The sequence below is a fragment of the Nocardioides sp. AE5 genome, from assembly GCF_031844485.1.
In the GTDB taxonomy this organism is placed as follows: domain Bacteria; phylum Actinomycetota; class Actinomycetes; order Propionibacteriales; family Nocardioidaceae; genus Nocardioides.
This window is the reverse complement of record NZ_JAUZVI010000008.1, coordinates 108126-126846: the sequence shown is the minus strand read 5'-3', so window position 1 is coordinate 126846 and position 18721 is coordinate 108126. Positions and strand designations below refer to the sequence as shown.

Annotated in this window: 18 protein-coding genes; 10 read left to right on the top strand and 8 right to left on the bottom strand. The window is 69.9% G+C overall.

Annotation, left to right across the window (positions count from 1 at the left end):
* The first annotated feature begins 57 nt into the window (after window positions 1–57).
* From Q9R27_RS12895 to Q9R27_RS12885, 3 genes are read left to right on the top strand one after another with little or no spacing between them, the layout of a single operon-like run.
* Window positions 58–957, top strand: a complete 900-nt coding sequence (locus Q9R27_RS12895; RefSeq protein WP_311252793.1) for an ATP-binding cassette domain-containing protein — start codon at window positions 58–60, stop codon at window positions 955–957.
* A complete protein-coding gene (locus Q9R27_RS12890) occupies window positions 954–1778 on the top strand; it encodes an ABC transporter permease subunit (protein ID WP_311252792.1) in 825 nt (274 codons plus the stop codon). Before Q9R27_RS12895 ends, Q9R27_RS12890 begins: the two co-directional genes overlap by 4 nt.
* Before the next feature lie 50 nt (window positions 1779–1828).
* The gene (locus tag Q9R27_RS12885) at window positions 1829–2713 is read left to right on the top strand and encodes a zinc ribbon domain-containing protein (protein ID WP_311252791.1); all 885 of its coding nucleotides are present in this window, start codon (window positions 1829–1831) and stop codon (window positions 2711–2713) included.
* A 190-nt stretch (window positions 2714–2903) separates the two neighbouring features.
* On the opposite strand, the gene ilvC is transcribed toward Q9R27_RS12885, so the two are convergent.
* The 4 genes from ilvC to Q9R27_RS12865 all read right to left on the bottom strand — a co-directional run bounded on the left by ilvC (window position 2904) and on the right by Q9R27_RS12865 (window position 7385).
* Window positions 2904–3929 carry a ketol-acid reductoisomerase gene (ilvC, locus tag Q9R27_RS12880; RefSeq protein WP_311252790.1) on the bottom strand — a complete coding sequence of 342 codons (1026 nt, stop codon included), beginning with the start codon at window positions 3927–3929 and terminating at the stop codon, window positions 2904–2906.
* Window positions 3930–4054: 125 nt separating this feature from the next.
* Window positions 4055–4597, bottom strand: a complete 543-nt coding sequence (gene ilvN, locus Q9R27_RS12875; RefSeq protein ID WP_311252789.1) for an acetolactate synthase small subunit — start codon at window positions 4595–4597, stop codon at window positions 4055–4057.
* 17 nt (window positions 4598–4614) lie between these two features.
* On the bottom strand, window positions 4615–6390 hold the full coding sequence (locus Q9R27_RS12870) for an acetolactate synthase large subunit (RefSeq protein WP_311252788.1): 1776 nt from the start codon (window positions 6388–6390) through the stop codon (window positions 4615–4617).
* Between the two features lie 284 nt (window positions 6391–6674).
* Window positions 6675–7385: a GNAT family protein gene (locus Q9R27_RS12865; protein WP_311252787.1), complete on the bottom strand. Its 711-nt coding sequence runs from the start codon at window positions 7383–7385 to the stop codon at window positions 6675–6677.
* A gap of 91 nt (window positions 7386–7476) precedes the next feature.
* On the opposite strand from Q9R27_RS12865, the gene Q9R27_RS12860 reads away from it, so the two are divergent.
* From Q9R27_RS12860 to Q9R27_RS12845, 4 genes are read left to right on the top strand one after another with little or no spacing between them, the layout of a single operon-like run.
* Entirely contained in the window at window positions 7477–8601 is a 1125-nt protein-coding gene (locus Q9R27_RS12860) for an iron ABC transporter permease (protein ID WP_311252786.1), read from the top strand.
* 20 nt (window positions 8602–8621) lie between these two features.
* A complete protein-coding gene (locus tag Q9R27_RS12855) occupies window positions 8622–9626 on the top strand; it encodes an ABC transporter substrate-binding protein (protein WP_311252785.1) in 1005 nt (334 codons plus the stop codon).
* Window positions 9623–10432, top strand: a complete 810-nt coding sequence (locus tag Q9R27_RS12850) for an ABC transporter ATP-binding protein (protein WP_311252784.1) — start codon at window positions 9623–9625, stop codon at window positions 10430–10432. Before Q9R27_RS12855 ends, Q9R27_RS12850 begins: the two co-directional genes overlap by 4 nt.
* Window positions 10432–11151: a class I SAM-dependent methyltransferase gene (locus Q9R27_RS12845; protein ID WP_311252783.1), complete on the top strand. Its 720-nt coding sequence runs from the start codon at window positions 10432–10434 to the stop codon at window positions 11149–11151. Before Q9R27_RS12850 ends, Q9R27_RS12845 begins: the two co-directional genes overlap by 1 nt.
* A 59-nt stretch (window positions 11152–11210) precedes the next feature.
* Here Q9R27_RS12845 and Q9R27_RS12840 read toward each other — a convergent pair whose 3' ends face one another.
* The 4 genes from Q9R27_RS12840 to Q9R27_RS12825 all read right to left on the bottom strand — a co-directional run bounded on the left by Q9R27_RS12840 (window position 11211) and on the right by Q9R27_RS12825 (window position 15541).
* Window positions 11211–12251 carry an LD-carboxypeptidase gene (locus tag Q9R27_RS12840; RefSeq protein WP_311252782.1) on the bottom strand — a complete coding sequence of 347 codons (1041 nt, stop codon included), beginning with the start codon at window positions 12249–12251 and terminating at the stop codon, window positions 11211–11213.
* On the bottom strand, window positions 12248–12664 hold the full coding sequence (locus tag Q9R27_RS12835; protein ID WP_311252781.1) for a VOC family protein: 417 nt from the start codon (window positions 12662–12664) through the stop codon (window positions 12248–12250). The genes Q9R27_RS12840 and Q9R27_RS12835 overlap by 4 nt, the downstream gene beginning before the upstream one ends.
* A 42-nt stretch (window positions 12665–12706) precedes the next feature.
* Window positions 12707–14389, bottom strand: coding sequence for a dihydroxy-acid dehydratase (gene ilvD, locus Q9R27_RS12830; RefSeq protein ID WP_311252780.1), 1683 nt, complete (start codon window positions 14387–14389; stop codon window positions 12707–12709).
* A gap of 75 nt (window positions 14390–14464) precedes the next feature.
* Window positions 14465–15541, bottom strand: coding sequence for a hypothetical protein (locus Q9R27_RS12825; protein WP_311252779.1), 1077 nt, complete (start codon window positions 15539–15541; stop codon window positions 14465–14467).
* 43 nt (window positions 15542–15584) lie between these two features.
* Between Q9R27_RS12825 and Q9R27_RS12820 the strand changes: the two genes are divergently transcribed.
* The 3 genes from Q9R27_RS12820 (at window position 15585) to Q9R27_RS12810 (ending at window position 18649) form a co-directional block, all read left to right on the top strand.
* Window positions 15585–16430: an EamA family transporter gene (locus Q9R27_RS12820; RefSeq protein ID WP_311252778.1), complete on the top strand. Its 846-nt coding sequence runs from the start codon at window positions 15585–15587 to the stop codon at window positions 16428–16430.
* Window positions 16431–16498: 68 nt separating this feature from the next.
* Entirely contained in the window at window positions 16499–17434 is a 936-nt protein-coding gene (locus Q9R27_RS12815; RefSeq protein ID WP_311252777.1) for an alpha/beta hydrolase, read from the top strand.
* 51 nt (window positions 17435–17485) lie between these two features.
* Window positions 17486–18649, top strand: a complete 1164-nt coding sequence (locus Q9R27_RS12810; RefSeq protein ID WP_311252776.1) for a PQQ-dependent sugar dehydrogenase — start codon at window positions 17486–17488, stop codon at window positions 18647–18649.
* Window positions 18650–18721: the final 72 nt, after the last annotated feature.

Sequence of the window (18721 nt, the reverse complement as noted above, 5' to 3'; positions counted from 1 at the left end):
TGGCGCGGGGCACTCTCCCCGATGTGCACACCCCACCCGGCGCAGCAGGGTGGAGCCATGATCACAGTCGAATCCCTGACCAAGACCTACCGCGGCTTCACCGCGGTCAACGACGTCTCGTTCCAGGCCCGTCCCGGGCGCGTCACCGGCTTCCTCGGGCCCAACGGAGCCGGCAAGTCCACCACGATGCGGATCATGGTCGGCCTCACCGAGGCCACCTCCGGGAGGGCGACCATCCTGGGCCGCGCCTTCGCCGAGCTGCCCAATCCCGGCCGCGAGGTCGGCGTACTGCTGGACGCCTCGGCGCAGCATGCCGGGCGCACCGGCCGGGAGATCCTCACCGTAGCCCAGCGCACCATGGGGCTGCCCCGGCGCCGCGTGGACGAGATGCTCGACCTGGTGAGCCTCACCGAGGCCGAGTCGCAGCGCCGGGTGCGCCACTACTCCCTCGGCATGCGCCAGCGCCTGGGCATCGCCGCCGCGTTGATCGGTGACCCTGAGGTGCTGATCCTCGACGAGCCGGCCAACGGGCTCGACCCGGCCGGGATCCGCTGGATGCGCGACCTGCTCCGTGACTACGCCAACCGCGGCGGCACCGTGCTGCTCTCCAGCCACCTGCTCCACGAGATCGAGGTCATCGCCGACGACCTGGTGATGATCGGCAACGGCCGGATCGTCGCCGAGGGCACCAAGGCCGAACTGCTCACCGCCGCCGGGACCCTGGTTCGCAGCAACGCCGGCGCAGCACTGGCCCAGGCGCTGCGCAACGCGGGCCAGCCGGTCACCCAGTCCGCCGACGGCGCCCTGCACACCGAGGCCAGCGCCGAGGTCGTGGGCGAGATCGCCCTGGCCGCCCACATCCCCCTCACCGAGCTCCGCTCGGCCGAGGTTGCCGGGCTCGAGGAGATGTTCCTCGAGCTCACCGCCGAGACCCAGCGTGAAGGAGCAGCAGCATGAGCACGACCACCGCCACGGAAACCACCGCACCGCGGACCACGCCCAGCAGGCCAGCCGCGCACCGGGACCACGCCCCGATCCCGTTCACCCGCCTGGTCAGCGTCGAAGCGCGGAAGATGTTCAACACCCGCTCCGGCTTCTGGATGATGACCAGCATCGTCCTCCTGGCCCTGGCCGCCACCGCGACGACGATCCTCTTCACCGACCCGGAGGACCTGGACTACGGGCGCTTCGCCGGTGCCATCGGCACGCCGATGGCGATCATCCTGCCCATGGTGGCGGTCCTGGCCGTGACCAGTGAATGGAGCCAGCGCAGCGCCCTGACCACGTTCACCCTGGTGCCCAGCCGCAACCGGGTAATCGCCGCCAAGGCAGTGGTCACCGTGCTCGTCGGAGTGATCTCCATGGTCATCGCCACCGCGGTCGGCGCCCTGGGCAACGTCGTCGGCACCGCAATCGCCGGCGTGGACCCGGTCTGGTCGTTCAGCCTGCGCGAGTTCGGCCAGATCGTGCTGGCCAACGAGATCGGGATGTTCATCGGCTTCACCCTCGGCGTGCTGATCCGCAACTCGCCGGGCGCCATCGTCGGCTACTTCGTCTTCTCCCTGGTCCTGCCCGGCATCTCCGGCGCCCTGGCCGCCAGCCAGCAGTGGTACGCCGACAACGTGGGCTGGGTCGACCTGAACTGGACGACGTACAAGCTGTTCGACAGCGAACTGAGCAGCACCGAATGGAGCCAGCTCGCCTTCACCACCACGCTCTGGGTGCTCGTCCCGCTGGCCCTCGGGCTGGTCCTGCTGCGGCGCTCGGAGGTGAAGTGATTCCGCGATCAGGTGATTAGGACCGTGGACACGTGGGGAGGATGGGCGCCATGAACACACCAGCATGTCCCAACTGTGGCAACCCCCTCGACGCCTCGATGACGGCCTGCCCCCGCTGCGGCATGCCCCTCACCGGCGGCGCTCCCGGGCAGGGCGCCCCCACCCAGCAGTTCCCTGCCCAAGGCGGTCCGGTCCAGGGCGCGCAGGCCCAGCAGTACGGCGCCCCGGGCGCCGCGGCACCGTACGCCACCGACCAGTTCGGCAACCCGGTCCCGCCCGGCCAGCCCGAGGACGAGAAGCGGAAGCCGTGGCTGATCCCCCTCATCGTCGCCCTGGCCGTCCTGCTCATCGCAGGCATCGCGGTCGCCGTCTTCCTGCTCACCCGCGGCGATGACGACGACACGAAGACCGGCACCGAGGAACCGAGCACCGGCCAGAGCGGGGAACCCTCCGGCGACCCCACGGACGGCGAACCGACCGATGACCCGACCGACGAGCCGACGGACGAGCCCACCGATCCCCCGACCACGGAGGAGCCCACCGACCCGCCCACCACCGACGGGCCCACCGACCCGCCGACGAACGGCGGCACCATGGACCGGCGTACGGCGCCCAGCGGCTCCGACGAGGCGCAGCTCAAGCAGCTCGAGAGCGACCTGAACGCCTGGTTCACCGAGATCTACAGTGGCAACGCTGCCGCGTGCGAGGACATGGGCCAGTTCTTCCTCGAGGCAGACGCCGACTCGATCCAGGACTGCAAGGAGTCGATCGAGTTCGTCGATGGCCAGACGGTCACCTTCGAGATGACCAACATCAAGGTCAGCGGCAACACCGCCACCGTCACGATGAACACCACCGTGGCCGGGGAGACCAACTCCAGCGACGACGTCAAGCTGGTCAAGCGAGACGGCTACTGGCTCTACGAGGAGGACTGATCCAGCCACTCCGTCAGGAAATGCGCGACGGCCCGCCACCCTTCATGGGTGGCGGGCCGTCGTGGTCTGGGCGGGCCCTACCTGGGGCCCACTCCTCAGCGCTCACCGCTCGGCAGCACCTTCCACGCCTCACGCCTGCGGGGCTCGCCTCCAGCAGGGCTCGTACCTCGCCCTACCTCCGGTTCACTCCTCAGCGCTCGGCAGAGCCTTCGGTGTAGTCGGCGTCCTGCTGCTGCCAGGCGAAGTGGCCACGCAGGGTCTTGCCGGTCGCCTCGATCGGGTGGGCGGCCTCCTGCTCGCGGAGCTTCTTGAACTCGACCGCGCCGTTGTCCTGGTCGGAGATGAAGCGCTCGGCGAAGGCACCGCTCTGGATGTCGGCCAGCACGTCCTTCATCCGCTGCTTCACACCGGCGTCGATGACCCGCGGGCCCGACACGTAGTCGCCGTACTCGGCGGTGTCGGAGATCGACCAGCGCTGCTTGGCGATGCCGCCCTCCCACATCAGGTCGACGATCAGCTTCAGCTCGTGGAGCACCTCGAAGTAGGCGATCTCCGGCTGGTAGCCCGCCTCGGTCAGGGTCTCGAAGCCGGCCTGCACCAGGTGCGACATGCCGCCGCAGAGGACCGCCTGCTCGCCGAAGAGGTCCGTCTCGGTCTCCTCGGTGAAGGTGGTCTTGATGACGCCGGCGCGGGTGCCACCGATCGCCTTGGCGTACGACTTCGCCAGGTCCCAGGCCGAGCCCGAGGCGTCCTGCTCGACCGCGATGATGTCCGGGATGCCCCGCCCGGCGACGTACTCACGGCGCACGGTGTGGCCCGGAGCCTTGGGGGCGACCATGATCACGTCGACACCCTCGGGCGCGGTGATGTAGCCAAAGCGGATGTTGAACCCGTGCCCGAAGACGAGGGTGTCGCCCTCGGCCAGGTTCGGCGCGATCTCCTCGGCGTACAGCTTGCGCTGGTGCTGGTCGGGGGCGAGGATCACGACCACGTCGGCTTCCTCGGTGGCCTCGGCCGGAGTGACGACCCGCAGGCCCTCTTCCTCCGCCTTGGCGCGGCTCTTGGAGCCGGGCTGGAGGCCGACCCGGACATCCACGCCGGAGTCGCGCAGGTTGAGCGCGTGGGCGTGGCCCTGGCTGCCGTAGCCGATGACGGCGACGTTCTTGCCCTGGATCAGGGACAGGTCGGCGTCATCGTCGTAGTAGATCTCAGCCACTGGGGCTCTCTCCTTCAGGTTGGGTGTGATGGTGCACTTGTGCGGTGTTGTCGACGTTTCGGGGCGTCACAGCCCGTGTGGAGCGACGATAACCCCGCGTTACATGGGAGGTGGGTGGGAACCGTTCAGCCGGCAACCGGGGGCGGGGCCGGGATCGCGACCGGGCGCAGGGTGCGCTCGGAGATGGAGCGGGAACCGCGGCCGATCGCGACCATGCCGGACTGGACCAGTTCGCGGATGCCGAACGGCTCCACCACGCGCAGGAAGTCGGAAAGCTTGTCGGCGTTGCCGGCCACCTGGATGGTCAGCGCGTCGGGGGCCACGTCGATCACCTTGGCCTTGAACAACTGGACCGCATCCAGCACCTGGCCACGGGTCTCCGCGTCGGCACGGACCTTGACCAGGAGCAACTCGCGCGAGACCGAGGCCGTCGGGTCCAGTTCGACGATCTTGATCACCTCGACGAGCTTGTTGAGCTGCTTGGTGACCTGTTCGAGCGGCTTGCCCTCCACGGCGACCACGATGGTCATCCGGGAGACGTCCGGGCTCTCGGTCGGGCCGACCGCGAGGCTGTCGATGTTGAACCCGCGCCGGCTGAACAGTGCCGCGATCCGGGTCAGGACGCCGGGCTTGTTCTCGACCAGGACGGACAGGGTGTGCTTCGTCATCGGTGTTCTCCTGGTCCTCAGAGGTCGTCTTCGTCGAACTGCGGCGCGAGGTCGCGGGCGTACTTGATCTCGTCGTTGCTGGTGCCTGCGGCAACCATCGGCCAGACCATCGCGTCACGGTGCACCCGGAAGTCGATGACCACCGGCTGGTCGTCGATCGCCATCGCCTTCTCGATGGTGGCGTCCACGTCGTCGGGCGACTCGCACGCCATCCCCACGCACCCCATCGCGTCGGCCAGCTTCACGAAGTCGGGGATCCGCCGGTCCGGTCCGGTGTGCAGGTCGGTGTTCGAGTAGCGCTCGTTGTAGAAGAGCGTCTGCCACTGGCGCACCATGCCCAGCGACTCGTTGTTGATCAGCGCGACCTTGATCGGGATGTCGTTGAGCGCACAGGTGGCCAGCTCCTGGTTGGTCATCTGGAAGCAGCCGTCGCCGTCGATCGACCACACCGTGTGGTCGGGCATCGCGACCTTGGCGCCCATCGCCGCAGGCACCGAGAAGCCCATCGTCCCCAGGCCCCCGGAGTTGATCCAGGTGTTGGGGTTCTCGTAGCCCACGAAGTGCGCGGCCCACATCTGGTGCTGGCCCACCCCGGAGGCATAGATCGCCTCGGGGCCGACGATCTTGCCCAGCCGCTCGAGGACGTACTGCGGTGCCAGCATCCCGGCCGGCGGGTTCTCGTAGGCCAGCGGGTACTGCTTCTTGATGCCGGCCAGGAAGGCGACCCACGCCTCGAAGTCACCGTGGCGTCCCTGGTCCGCCTCGGCCTGGAGGGCGAGGACCAGGTCGGAGATGACCTCGCGGCAGTCGCCCACGATCGGCACGTCGGCGAAGCGGTTCTTGCCGATCTCGGCCGGGTCGATGTCGGCGTGGATCACCTTCGCACCGGGGGCGAAGGAGTCCAGGTTGCCGGTGACGCGGTCGTCGAAGCGGGCACCCAGGCTGATGATCAGGTCGCTCTTCTGCAGGCCGGCGACCGCAGCAACGGTGCCGTGCATGCCGGGCATGCCCAGGTGCTGCGCGTGGCTGTCCGGGAAGGCGCCCCGGGCCATCAGGGTGGTCACCACCGGGATCCCGGTCGCCTCGGCCAGGATCCGCAGTTCCTTGGATGCGCGGGCCCGGATCACGCCGCCACCCACATAGAGCACCGGGCGGCGCGACTCGAGGATCAACCTCGCCGCCTCACGGATCTGCTTGCTGTGCGGGCGGGTCACCGGACGATAGCCGGGCAGGTTCAGTTCGGTCGGCCACGCGAACGACGTCATCGCCTGCAGCGCGGACTTCGCCACGTCGACCAGGACCGGGCCGGGGCGACCGGTGCTGGCGATGTGGAACGCCTCGGCAACGGTGCGCGGGATCTCGGCCGGGTCGGTGACCAGGAAGTTGTGCTTGGTGATCGGCATGGTGATGCCGCGGATGTCCGCCTCCTGGAAGGCGTCACTGCCGATGGAGGCGGCCCCGACCTGGCCGGTGACGGCGACGATCGGGGTGGAATCCATGTGTGCGTCGGCGAGCGGGGTGACCAGGTTGGTCGCGCCCGGCCCGGAGGTCGCCATGCACACGCCCACCTTGCCGCTGGCCGCGGCGTACCCCTGGGCGGCGTGGCCGGCGGCCTGCTCGTGGCGCACCAGGATGTGGCGGATCCGGGAGTCGAAGAGCGGGTCGTACGCCGGGAGGATGGCGCCCCCGGGGATGCCGAAGATGTGCTCGACCCCGGCCGCCTCCAGCGAATTCACCAGGCTCTGTGCACCCGTGATCTCTGCGCCGGCTGCCCCGCTGCCCTGCTCGCTCATCGTTCGTTCCTGTCCTCAAGAGTTCTGCCCAACAAAAAACCCCTCGGCCACCGTGGGCAACGAGGGGATGACGCGTGTGCGGCGAGGCCTGGGGCCTCAGCTCACGCGTCGCGTGCGTACGAGAAGGTTCATGCGCATGCGTCTACGTTCGTTGCCGGCGTTGGTCGGCGTCAAGACAGTGAACCAGTTGTCCCACATCTTGGAACGCTCGTCCCACAATGCGACCACTGGGGCCTGCTCGACACGTCGCGGGCTCCAGTCTCCCACCTTCCGCCGGGTCCTCGTCACCCGGCGCTGGCGCGGAGGGCCTCCAGCGACTGCACCTGCACGCCGTCCACGAAGTTCTCCGGGACCAGCCAGGCATCCAGGGCACGTCGTACCCACGGCCAGTCGGCATCGGTGATCGCCCACCAGTCGGTGTCGCGCGAGCGCCCCTTGTAGACGACTGCCTGCCGGAACGTTCCCTCGTGGACGAAGCCCAGTCGCTCCGCCGCGCGCTGTGAGGGGGCGTTGAGTGCGTCGCACTTCCACTCATAGCGCCGATAGCCGAGGTCGAAGACGTGGCCGGCGAGCAGCCTCATCGCCTCCGTCGCGGCCGTGGTCCGCTGCAGGCGGGAGCCCAGGATGATGTTGCCCACCTCGACTGCTCCGTTGGCCCGGTCGATGCGCAGGTAACTGGCCAGCCCGCAGGCGACGCCGTTCGCGTCGCGGATCAGCACCGAGACCGAGTCGGTTGCCGTGGCGCGTGCCTCGATGTAGGTGACGAACTCCTCGCGGAGCCGGAAGGGTCCGTCCTTCAGATAGGTCCACAGCGCATCGTTGCCGGGGCCGCACAGTTCGTCGTACAGCTCGTCGGCGTGCAGTTCCAGCAGCGGCTCGACCCGGCACCACCGCCCCTGCATCGGGGTCACGTCCGGGAAGGGCGCCGGTGCCCATCCGGGCAGGGCGGGTCCGATCGGCTGGCCGTGGTCATTGACGCGCGGTGCGTGGTTCACGGAGGCGACCCTAGTGGATCATTCCGAGGCAGGCAGGCGCCACCGATCCCGATGCCCTAGTCTTGTTGCAGATTGTTTGCAACAACGAGTCATGGGCAGGGGTGATCCGGTGCTGGCCGACGCCGTCCGCGACCCCGCTCCCCCGATTCCGCGGGACGAACCCGACCTGGGCATGGCGGCCCAGTCCCGCCGCGCCCGGGCCTGGCTGCTGGGCCTGGGCGTGTTGCTGGCCGTCTCGGCAGGTGCCGGGATCGCGCTGGGCGGCGTCGCGATCCCGCCCGGCGACGTGCTCCGGATCCTGGGCCACCACCTCTTCGCCGTCCCTGCCCAGGCCGACTGGAGCGCACCGCGCGATGCGATCGTGTGGGACGTCCGCGTCCCACGGGTGCTGCTCGCCGCCCTGGTCGGCGCCGGGCTCTCGGTGTGCGGGGTGGCGCTGCAGGCGATGGTGCGCAACATGCTCGCCGACCCCTACCTGCTCGGGATCAACTCCGGCGCCTCCAGCGGCGCGGCGGCCCTGATCCTCTTCGGGGTCGGCTCCGGACTCGGGGCACACGCGCTGCCGCTCAGTGCCTTCCTCGGGGCGCTTGCCGCCTCCTGCCTGGTCTTCTTCGTGGCGCGCAGCGGCGGCCGGGTCACCTCGGTGCGCCTGCTCCTGGCCGGCGTCGCGGTCGGCTACGCGCTCTATGCGCTCACCTCGTTCCTGATCTTCGCCGCCGACTCCGCCGAGGGATCGCGCTCGGTGATGTTCTGGTTGCTCGGCTCCCTGGCCCTGGCCGCGTGGAGTGGACCGTTCGCCGTCCTGGTCGTGGTCGTGCTGGCCACGATCGCCTTCCTGACCATCTGGAGCCGCCACCTCGATGCGCTCAGCGTCGGCGACGAGACCGCCCACACCCTGGGTGTCTCACCCGAGCGGGTCCGGATCATCTTCCTGGTCGTGGTGGCCCTGTGCATCGGCGTCCTGGTCGCAGCATCGGGCAGCATCGGCTTCGTCGGTCTGGTCATCCCGCACGTGGCCCGCCGTCTGGTCGGCTCCGCGCACGTGCGCGTCGTACCGGTGGCGGCCCTGCTCGGCGCCATCCTGCTGATCTGGGCCGACGTCCTGGCCCGGGTCGCCTTCGCCCCCGAGGAGATCCCGATCGGGATCATCACCTCGATCATCGGCGCCCCCTTCCTGCTCCTGTTGATCCGCCGCCTGCACGCCACCTCCGTCTGAACCGTCCACGAAGGAACCCCATGCACACCACCCGCCGCACCCGCCTCGCCGCACTGGCCTCCTGCCTTGCCCTGGCCGCCACCCTGGGCAGTTGCGGCCTGGTCGCCGGCGACGACGAGGAGGCGACCGGGTCGGACGGCTACTACCCGATCACCGTGGAGAACTGCGGTGCTGAGGTCACCATCCCTTCCGAACCGCAGAAGCTGGTCCTGCTGAAGAGTTCCGAGGTCCCCGCGCTGCACAGCCTCGGCGTGCTGGAGCGCAGCATCGCCAAGGCAGGCGCCTTCCCTGACGCCTACTACGACGAGGCGACGAACGCCGAACTGGACGCCATCGAGTCGTTGACCAGCAAGTCCGACTCCAGCGGTCACCTGCAGATCTCCAAGGAGGTCGTCATGGAGGCCGAGCCCGATCTGGTCTTCGGCGAGGTGGACAACCTGAGCCGCGAGACCCTGGCCGCGGTCAAGATCCCGCTGGTGGAGAACCCGGCCATGTGCGGCGAGGGGCTGGCCCAACCCGGCTTCGACGACATCTATGCGCAGGTCGAGTTCCTGGGCAAGGTCTTCAACCGCGCCGACGAGGCAGCCGCCACCGTCCAGGAACTCAAGGAACGCGTTGCGGACCTCCAGGCCCAGGCACCGACCGGACAGGAACGCACCGCGGCCGTCCTCTACCCCACCGTCGGCGGCGGGGTGACCTATGCCTATGGCACCCGCTCGATGGCCCACCCGCAACTGGAGGCCGCCGGGTTCAAGAACGTCTTCGCCGACCAGGACGAACGCGTCTTCGAGGTCTCCGTGGAGACGCTGCTCGACCGCAACCCCGACGTACTGATCCTGCTCTACTCCGACGGCGACCCGCAGCAGGTCATCGACGCCGTCACCACGCTGCCGGGAGCCGGGACGCTCACCGCGGTGCGCAACGGCGACATCCTGCCGCAGTTGTTCAACTACACCGAGCCGCCGACGCCCCTGGCCGTCGACGGACTGGAGAAGATCATCGAGAGGTTTGGTGAGCAGTCATGATCCGTGGCCACGGGCTCTGCTTCTCCTACGGCGCTGACCGGGTCGTCACCGATGTCGACGTCCACGCGCGACCGGGCCGGGTGCTGGGCCTGATCGGCCCCAACGGCAGCGGGAAGACAACGCTGCTGCGGATGTTGTATGGCGCGCTGGCACCCGAGGCCGGTGCCGTGGAGGTCGACGGTGTCCCGCTGGCGACGTTGTCGGTGCGCCAGGTCGCCCAGCGCCTGGCGGCCGTGGTGCAGGAGACCGGTGGCGAGTCGAGCCTGACCGCTGCGGAGATGGTCGCGCTGGGTCGGGGTCCGCACCTGGGCACGTTCCAGCGCTTCGGGGCGGAGGACGAGCGCCATGTCCGCGAGGCCCTGGCCACCGTCGGTGGCCTCGCGCTGGCCGCCCGGCCGTTCGCCGCCTTGTCAGGCGGTGAGAAGCAGCGGGTGCTGATCGCCCGGGCGCTGGCCCAGACGACTGACCACATGCTGCTCGACGAGCCGACCAACCACCTCGACATCCGCTACCAGCACGACCTGCTGAAACTGGTCCGCGGCCTGGGGATCACCGTGGTCGTGGTGCTGCACGACCTGAACCTGGCCGCCCGCTACTGCGACGACCTGCTGCTGCTCGAGGGCGGCAAGGTGGCCGCCAGCGGCCCGGTGGACGACGTCCTGGACCCGGGCCTGCTCGAGGCGGTCTACGGGATCGGCGTACGCCGGGTGAATGTCGACGGCGAACTCCACCTGCTCTTCCGCTCGCACGACGCCCCGGACGCTGCACTGCTCTCCTCCCTGCCCGAACTGACAAGGATGTCCTGATGACCACGCCCGACACCGCCGCGACCGTCCAGGAGAAGCTCAACGAGTACTGGACGTTGCGTGCCCCCGAGTACGACGCCTACCAGCAGGAGCCGAACCGGCTGGAGGAGAACAACCGCGCCTGGAGCGAGGCGTTCGCCGCCGCCCTGCCCGAGGCGCCTGCCGACGTGCTCGACCTGGGCACGGGCAGTGGATACGTCGCGTGCCTGCTGGCGGCAATGGGGCACCGGGTCACCGCCACTGACCTGTCCGCCGGGATGCTCGAGCAGGCCGCGAAGCATGCGGCCGACATGGTGACTCCGCCGGCCTTCGCCGAGGGCGATGCGGTGGCGCCGGACTTCGCCGAGCACAGCTTCGACGCGATCACCAACCGGTTCCTGATGTGGACCCTGCGCGAGCCCGATGTGGCCCTGGCAAACTGGCGGCGGCTGCTGCGCCCGGGTGGGCGGCTGGTCGTGGTGGATGGCACCTGGTATCCCGACGGCATGGACGGTGACCGCACCGCCGACTTCCAGCGGCTCTACGACGCTCCGGTGCGCGAGAGCCTGACCCTGGCCACTGCGCGCACCATCGACGAGGTCGCGGACCGGATCGCCGCGGCCGGCTTCAGCGATGTCGAGGTGACGCCCCTGGAGGCGATCCTCGAACTGGACAAGAAGTACGGCGTCGCCCCGAACCACGAGGTGGTCCTGCTCCACCGGATCACCGGCCGCGCCTGAGGAGTGAGCCCACCCCCGCTAGCGTGTCGGTCACCGTCACCCCGTGACAGCAAGCGACATCACAACGGGGCTTCCGTCCCCTCGAACGACTGGGTGACCTCACCGATCCCGTCGGTCACCGAGATCTCGGCACGCGCCCCGTTGACCAGCGGCAGGAACGGCGCCACGTGGCCACAGTCGACGTCGAGGATCACCGGGATGCCCAGGTCGCCCAGGGCATCTGCTGCGGCGTCCGCCTGCGAGAAGCCGTCGGAATCAGGGGCCATCGGTCGCCCGACGAAGACGGCGTTGGCGTGCTCGAACCAGCCAGCGAGGCGGAAGCCGTGCAGGATGCGGGCCACGTCATAGGCACCGAAGTCGCACGCCTCGACATATACCACGATCCCCTCGTCGGCGTGCTCGCGCCCAAAGGCGGCGACATCGGCGTACTGCGTGCCGGAGATCGCTCCAAGCGTCTCGGTGCAGCCGCCAATCAGTCGACCACTGACCTCGACGTCTCCCCCGCCCAGCACCGACCAGCCGCCCACCGCGTCAAGCTCATAAGTGTCGAGCTCGGGATTGCCGACATAGTCACCGTGGCGAGCCGTGCGGAAGCGGCCGGGGCTGCGCTGGGTGAACGGTGCCGTCGCTGCGGCCACCTCGGTCCAGTGCGCCAGCCCGTCGGGAGCGGCGTACAGCGAGTCCATCAGGTTGGCGCCGTGCAGGGTGGCCCAGCCGGAACGCAGGGTGAGCGGCACCATGATCGTGCTGGTGTCGGAGTAGCCGACCAGCCAGGTCGCCTCGGCGTCGGCCAGCGCGTCGAAGTCGAGCAGGTCCAGCAGGTCGATGGCGAGTTCACCGCCCCAGGGCGGGACCACGGCGGCGATGTCGGGGTCGAGCAGCATCGCCGTCAGCTCGGCGGCACGCTCCTGCTTTGGCGCGGAGACGTGGCTGGTGCCGTCCATGCACTCCCCCATCCGTACGACGTACCCGCGCCGTTCCAGGTCGCGCACGGCCACCTCGAGCCGAGGTCGCATGCTGCGCTGGACGCCGCTGGAGGGTGCCGTGACGGCGATGGTGTCGCCCGGACGCAGCGGGCGTGGGAAACGCAGGCCGCTCATGGCAGCACCAGCTGACCGATCTCGCCCAGGTTCGTCGCGATCTCCCACCGGAAGCCGTCGGGGTCGGCGAAGTAGCCGGTGTAACCGCCCCAGTCACGCAGTTCGCCGGGGTGCACCGGGTCCGCCCCGGCACGGCGGGCCAGGTCGAGGACCGCATCGACCTCGGCCTCGGTGGCCACGTTGTGGGCCAGGGTGAGCGGCACGATCCCCTCACCGCGGCGGATCGGGCCGACCTCGGCCTCGAACCCGGACTCCGACCACAGGGAGAGCACCAGGTGCTCCCCCGCCTTGATCATCAGGACCTCACCGGGCACGAACAACTCGGCCTGCCAGCCCAGCCCGTCGAGATAGAAGGCACGGGTGGCCTCGAGATCGCTGACAGCAAGGGTGATGAAACTGATCCGCTGGTCCATCAGCCCAGCATGTCAGCGGCCGGCAACAGACCGCCAACCCATTCAGCTGGTGACGGCCCCGTGGGCGGCGGACTGGACGGTCTTGCCGTACTTGCCGAGCACACCGCGGGTGTACTTCGGTGGGTGCGGCGCCCAGCCTTCCTGGCGAGCCTCGAGTTCTTCGGGCGAGACCGCGATCTCGAGCAGCCGGTTGGCCACGTCGAGGGTGATCTGGTCGCCGTCGCGGATGAACGCGATCGGGCCGGCGTCGACGGCCTCGGGGGCGATGTGGCCCACGCAGAGGCCGGTGGTGCCGCCGGAGAAGCGTCCGTCGGTGATCAGCAGCACGTCCTTGCCCAGCCCGGCGCCCTTGATCGCGCCGGTGATGGCGAGCATCTCGCGCATCCCGGGACCGCCCTTGGGGCCCTCGTAGCGGATCACCACGACGTCGTTGGCCACGATCTTGCCCTCAGCGAGCGCGTCCAGTGCCGCCCGCTCGCCGTCGAAGACGCGGGCGGTGCCGGTGAAGACGTCGTTGTCGAAGCCGGCGCTCTTGACCACGGCGCCCTCGGGGGCGAGCGAGCCCTTGAGAATGGTCAGCCCGCCGGACTTGTGGATCGCGTTGTCCATCGTGTGGATCACGTCGCCGTCAAGGGGCGGGGGCGCGATGTCGGCCAGGTTCTCCGCCATCGTCTTGCCGGTCACGGTCATCACGTCGCCGTGCATCAGGCCCGCCTCGAGCAGCGCCTTCATCACCATCGGGATGCCACCGACCCGGTCGACGTCGGTCATCACGTAGCGGCCGAACGGCTTCAGGTCGGCCAGGTGCGGCACCTTGTCACCGATCCGGTTGAAGTCGTCGATGGTCAGGGGCACCTCTGCCTCACGGGCGATGGCGAGCAGGTGCAGCACCGCATTGGTGGAGCCGCCGAGGGCCATCACCACGGCGATCGCGTTCTCGAACGCCTCCATGGTCATGATCTGGCGCGCGGTGAGGCCCTTGCGGAGCATCTCCACCACGGCCTCGCCGGACTTGACCGCGAACTCGTCACGCCGGCGGTCCGGGGCCGGCGGCGCGGCGGACCCGGGCAGCGACATGCCGAGCGCCTCGCCGACCGAGGCCATCGTGTTGGCCGTGTACATGCCGCCACAGGCACCCTCGCCGGGGCAGATCGCCTTCTCCACCCGGGTCACCTCGTCGCGGGTGATCTTGCCCGCCAGGCAGGCGCCGACGGCCTCGAAGGCATCGATGATGGTGACGTCCTCACCGTCGAGCTGGCCCGGCATGGTGGAACCGGCATAGAGGAAGACCGAAGCCAGGTCGAGGCGGGCCGCCGCCATCAGCATGCCGGGCAGGGACTTGTCACAGCCGGCCAGCAGCACCGAGCCGTCGAGGCGCTCGGCCATCATCACGGTCTCCACCGAGTCGGCGATCACCTCACGGGAGACCAGGGAGAAGTGCATCCCCTCGTGCCCCATCGAGATGCCGTCGGAGACGGAGATGGTGCCGAACTCGAGCGGGAAGCCCCCCGCGGCGTGGACACCCTCCTTGGCAGCCTTGGCGAGGCGGTCCAGGGAGAGGTTGCACGGCGTGATCTCGTTCCACGACGACGCCACGCCGATCTGCGGCTTGACCCAGTCGTCGTCGCCCATGCCTACGGCCCGGAGCATGCCGCGGGCGGCTGCCTTCTCGAGTCCGTCGGTCACGTCGCGGCTGCGGGGCTTCATGTCGGGGGTCTGGCTCATGGACCCAGATTAGTCCCGCGCCGGGTCCGGCGAGGCAGGAGTCCCGCACTGTGTACATCGGCCCGGGCTCGAGGCTCACCCGGCGAACGCAGGAGCCATCGCCAGCGGGTGTGGGCCCCAGCGTCGGGTGAGCGCCTCCCCCAACTCGCCGGCGTACGCCGCCAGTTCGGCGTACGTCGTGATCCGGGAGGCGAGTGCCAGCCGGTACAGCACCATCGTGCGGCGACCCGGGCGCCGCGCGTTGCCTCCGTCGCCCTGCTCGGTGAGCGCGTCGCCGAGGAACATCGCCGAACTGACCAGGCACCACAGCAAGGTGGCTGCCTCGACGTCGGCCGCGAAGCCGTCTGCGGTGATCCAGTCGATGCCGGTGGCACTGCGATAGACCACCAGTGCGTCATCGGCCACCTCGGTGGGCAGTTGCCAGGCGCACCAGCAGGTCGGCCACGGCACCCGCAGGTACGCCGCATCCCAGGCCGGGTGGCGCGCCTCGGCGAACTCGAAGTCGAGCAGCCAGGCGCCGCTGTCGGTGAACAGGTTGTTGTCCGGGCAGGTGTCGCCCGGGGTGATCACCCAGTGCGCAGGATCGGCCAGCCGTCCGGCCGGACCGGACAGGAGCCGGCCCAGGCTGGGAAGCGTGGGCAGGTCGTGGTTGCTGACGAGGGCCTCCAGCAGCGCCGGCAGGCGGTCCACCTCGTCGGCGACCACCGCCGGGGCGACGTCATCGCCCAGGTGGGCGGTGAAGACCTCGGCCCGCCCCAGTGTGTGGGCGTGCAGTTCCCCCAGTGCACGGGCCCACGCCCGGGTCGCTGCGACCGCGGCGGGACGGTCACGGCCCAGCACCTGGTCGGCGAGGGTGGGTCCGATGCCCAGGTCGCCCATCACCACCAGTGCCGGGTCCGCGACCTGAGCCAGGAGTTCCGGGCCCCGGGCGCCCCGTGCCGTGGCCAGACCGGCTGCCTCGCGGCGCCAGGTGTTGCTGTCAGGGTCGCGGTAGGCCTTCACCACCAGTGCCCGGCCGTCCTCGTCACGGACCCGCCACAGGTCGGTCCGGGCGCCGCCGAAGCGCTTGCCGACCGGGTGCAGGCGGGACTGGCCCAGCGCCCGCGCGGCAGCAGCCAGGGCTACCCTTCGGGAGACCCGGGAAGCCGACATGTTCGGATCGTGCCACGGGGCAGGCAGAAGAGGAAGGAACCCGATGAGGCGCGCGGTGTGGTTCGTGCTGGGCGGGATCGCCTCGGTCCAGTTCGGTGCCGCCATCGCCAAGGGACTCTTCGACCGAATCGAACCGACCGGCATGGTGCTGCTCCGCCTGCTCGCCAGTGCCGTCGTACTGCTGGTCGTGGCCCGCCCCTCGGTGCGCGGCCGGAGCCGGACCGACTGGCTGGTGGTGGCCGGCTTCGGGCTCAGCCTGGGGTTGATGAACTGGGCGATCTACCAGTCATTCGCGCGGATTCCGATCGGGCTGGCGGTGACCATCGAGTTCATCGGCCCGCTGACGATCGCGATCGTGGGTTCGCGGCGGTTGCGTGACCTGGTCTGGGTGGCGCTGGCTGGGACCGGCGTACTCCTGCTCGGCCTCGACCCGACGGGAGTCACCGTGGTCGGCGTCGGCTTCGCGCTGCTCGCCGGCGCTGCCTGGGCGGCGTACATCCTGCTCAGCGCGAGCACCGGGCGACGCTGGCCGGGGATGGACGGCCTGGCGATGGCCAGCGCCTTCGCCGCCCTGCTCTTTCTCCCGCACGCCGTCACCGCAGGCGGGCGGGCACTGCTCCACGTCGACATCCTGCTGCTCGGTGCGGCGGTCGGGATGCTCTCCTCGGTGATCCCCTACAGCCTGGAACTGGCCGCGCTGCGTGAACTGCGACCGGCCGTCTTCGGCATCCTGATGAGCCTGGAGCCGGCCGCTGCCGCGCTGGCCGCCGCGCTGGTCCTGGGCGAACTGGTCACACCGGTGCAGGCCGTGGCGACGGGGTGCGTGATCGCGGCGTCGATCGGGGCCACCCGCAGCACGCGCCTGCACCACGAACCCGTCCCGGACTGACCGCCCCGGGTTGAGGACTGCATCACGTTTCCCGCTCCGGCCCCGGCCGATGCCTCACAATGCTGGGCATGGCCGCCATCGCCCGACCCGACTCCGCCACCAGCACCGCGATCCCCGAGGTCTTCTTCTTCGACGTCGTCTCCGCCGACGGCACCGTGCTCAAGGCATGGACCAACGACCCGGACTGCCTGCTCGACGGCCCGACCGTCGTGCTCTGCAACGGGCTCGGCACCAACCCGTGGACGACACCGTCGCTGCTGCGCCCGGAGAGCAACATCCGGGTCATCTCGTGGAACCACCGCGGCACCGGTGGGTCCGCACGGCCGGCCGACCGGCGCCAGGTCGGGATCGACTCCTTCGTCGAGGACGCCGTGGCGGTGATGGACCACACCGGGGTGGACCAGGCCGTCCTGATGGGCTGGTCGATGGGCGTCAACACCATGTTCGAGTTCGCGGTGCGCCACCCCGACCGGGTGCTGGGCCTCTTCGCCTATGCCGGTGTCCCCGGGGACACCTTCGCCACCATGCTGGCCCCGCTGCACCTGCCGCGGTTCGTCGCCCGGGCATTGACCGTGAACCTGTCGCGCACCCTGGCCCTCACCGGATCGGCGCTCACCCCGATCGCCCGGCGGTTGCCAATCAGCGAGACCGCGGTGCGGTTGCTGGGTCACACCGGCTTCATGTTCTCCGTCGAGGACGAGACCCTTGCCGCGCACGCGATCCGGGAGTTCCTCACCACCCCGATCGACTGGTACTTCCACCTCGCCCTGACCACCTCGCGCCACGGCCGGGTCTCGTTGAGCAAGGTGAAGGTCCCGGTCGCCTTCGTCGGCGCCTCCTGGGACATCCTGGCCGGGGCCCGCGACATGGCCACGGCCGCCGAGCGCATCGAGGGGGCGTCGTACACCGAGTTGAGCGGCAGCCACTTCATCGCGATGGAGCAGCCGGGCCGCTTCCAGGAACTGCTCGAGGACTTCCTGGAGCGGGTCGCCTCCGGGTCCTGAGCCGCATCCGGAGCGCGCCTGCGTTCCCATCGGTTGGCTAGCCTCGTGCACATGCGGCACGATCGATCTTCGACCCTGCACGTACGCCTCGCGGCCCTGGCGCTGGGCGCCACGCTCCTGGCCGGCTGCGGCGCCGATGACGCCGAGGCACCCGGGGGCGGGGCCGGCGTACCGTCGTCGAACGCCCCGTCCGGTACGCCGTCGGCGAGCCCGGATGCCCCACCCTCCCAGGCCGACACCCCGACCGCTCCCCCGGAGCCGGCGGTGGCGAACACCGTGGTCTCCGGGCTGGCGGCTCCGTGGGGCCTGGACTTCCTGCCCGACGGCACCGCAGTGGTCACCGAGCGCGACTCGCGGCGGGTGCTGGTGATCGAGGACGGCCAGGCGCGCGAGATCGGCGTCCTCTCCGAGGCGGTCGCCCAGGGCGAGGCAGGCCTGCTGGGCATCGCCGTCTCCCCCGACTTCGACGAGGACCAGACCCTCTTCCTCTACCTCTCCACCGGCTCGGACAACCGGATCGTGAAGGCCACCTTCGACGGTGAACGCCTGGGCACGCCCGAGCCGATCCTGACCGGGATCCCGCACGGATTCACCCACGACGGCGGCCGACTCGCCTTCGGCCCGGACGGCTATCTCTACGCCTCCACCGGTGACTCCGGCGACCGTGGCCTCTCCCAGGACGAGGAGTCGCTCGGCGGCAAGATCCTGCGGATGACCCCTGAGGGCGACCCGGCACCCGGCAACCCGGATGGTGGCCTGGTCTGGTCACTGGGCCACCGCAACGTGCAGGGGCTCGCCTTCGACGAGACCGGGCAGTTGTGGGCCAGCGAGTTCGGCGACAAGTCGTTCGATGAGGTGAACCGGATCGAGGCCGGGGGCAACTACGGCTGGCCGCAGGTCGAGGGCACCGGCGGCGGCCAGGGCCTGATCGATCCCCACGTGACCTGGCCGACCGACGATGCCTCCCCCTCAGGCCTGGCGTACGCCGGCGGGCACCTGTGGATGGCGTCGTTGCGGGGCGAACGCCTGTGGCGGGTCACCGTCACCGACGGGCAGGCCAGCGACCCCACGGCGTACTTCGTGGGCGACTACGGCCGCCTGCGGACGGTTGCCGTCGCCCCCAACGGCAACCTGTGGCTGACCACGTCCAACCGTGACGGCCGCGGCGACCCCGCCCAGGGCGACGACCGCATCCTCGAACTCACCCTCGAGTGACACGAACGCTCAACCGTTGATGTCCGAAAGCTCAATCATTGATGCCAGCCCGCTCACGTCACCAGGCACGAC

Excerpts from the sequence above, each read along its gene's own strand:
- Q9R27_RS12885 (WP_311252791.1), top strand. The coding sequence starts at position 1,829 with ATGAACACACCAGCATGTCCCAACTGTGGCAACCCCCTCGACGCCTCG.
- Q9R27_RS12840 (WP_311252782.1), bottom strand. The coding sequence starts at position 12,251 with ATGAGCGGCCTGCGTTTCCCACGCCCGCTGCGTCCGGGCGACACCATC.
- Q9R27_RS12810 (WP_311252776.1), top strand. The coding sequence starts at position 17,486 with ATGCGGCACGATCGATCTTCGACCCTGCACGTACGCCTCGCGGCCCTG.
- Q9R27_RS12835 (WP_311252781.1), bottom strand. The coding sequence starts at position 12,664 with ATGGACCAGCGGATCAGTTTCATCACCCTTGCTGTCAGCGATCTCGAG.
- Q9R27_RS12870 (WP_311252788.1), bottom strand. The coding sequence starts at position 6,390 with ATGAGCGAGCAGGGCAGCGGGGCAGCCGGCGCAGAGATCACGGGTGCA.
- ilvD (WP_311252780.1), bottom strand. The coding sequence starts at position 14,389 with ATGAGCCAGACCCCCGACATGAAGCCCCGCAGCCGCGACGTGACCGAC.
- Q9R27_RS12860 (WP_311252786.1), top strand. The coding sequence starts at position 7,477 with ATGGGCAGGGGTGATCCGGTGCTGGCCGACGCCGTCCGCGACCCCGCT.
- Q9R27_RS12825 (WP_311252779.1), bottom strand. The coding sequence starts at position 15,541 with ATGTCGGCTTCCCGGGTCTCCCGAAGGGTAGCCCTGGCTGCTGCCGCG.
- Q9R27_RS12820 (WP_311252778.1), top strand. The coding sequence starts at position 15,585 with ATGAGGCGCGCGGTGTGGTTCGTGCTGGGCGGGATCGCCTCGGTCCAG.
- ilvN (WP_311252789.1), bottom strand. The coding sequence starts at position 4,597 with ATGACGAAGCACACCCTGTCCGTCCTGGTCGAGAACAAGCCCGGCGTC.
- Q9R27_RS12850 (WP_311252784.1), top strand. The coding sequence starts at position 9,623 with ATGATCCGTGGCCACGGGCTCTGCTTCTCCTACGGCGCTGACCGGGTC.
- Q9R27_RS12895 (WP_311252793.1), top strand. The coding sequence starts at position 58 with ATGATCACAGTCGAATCCCTGACCAAGACCTACCGCGGCTTCACCGCG.
- Q9R27_RS12815 (WP_311252777.1), top strand. The coding sequence starts at position 16,499 with ATGGCCGCCATCGCCCGACCCGACTCCGCCACCAGCACCGCGATCCCC.
- Q9R27_RS12890 (WP_311252792.1), top strand. The coding sequence starts at position 954 with ATGAGCACGACCACCGCCACGGAAACCACCGCACCGCGGACCACGCCC.
- Q9R27_RS12855 (WP_311252785.1), top strand. The coding sequence starts at position 8,622 with ATGCACACCACCCGCCGCACCCGCCTCGCCGCACTGGCCTCCTGCCTT.
- Q9R27_RS12845 (WP_311252783.1), top strand. The coding sequence starts at position 10,432 with ATGACCACGCCCGACACCGCCGCGACCGTCCAGGAGAAGCTCAACGAG.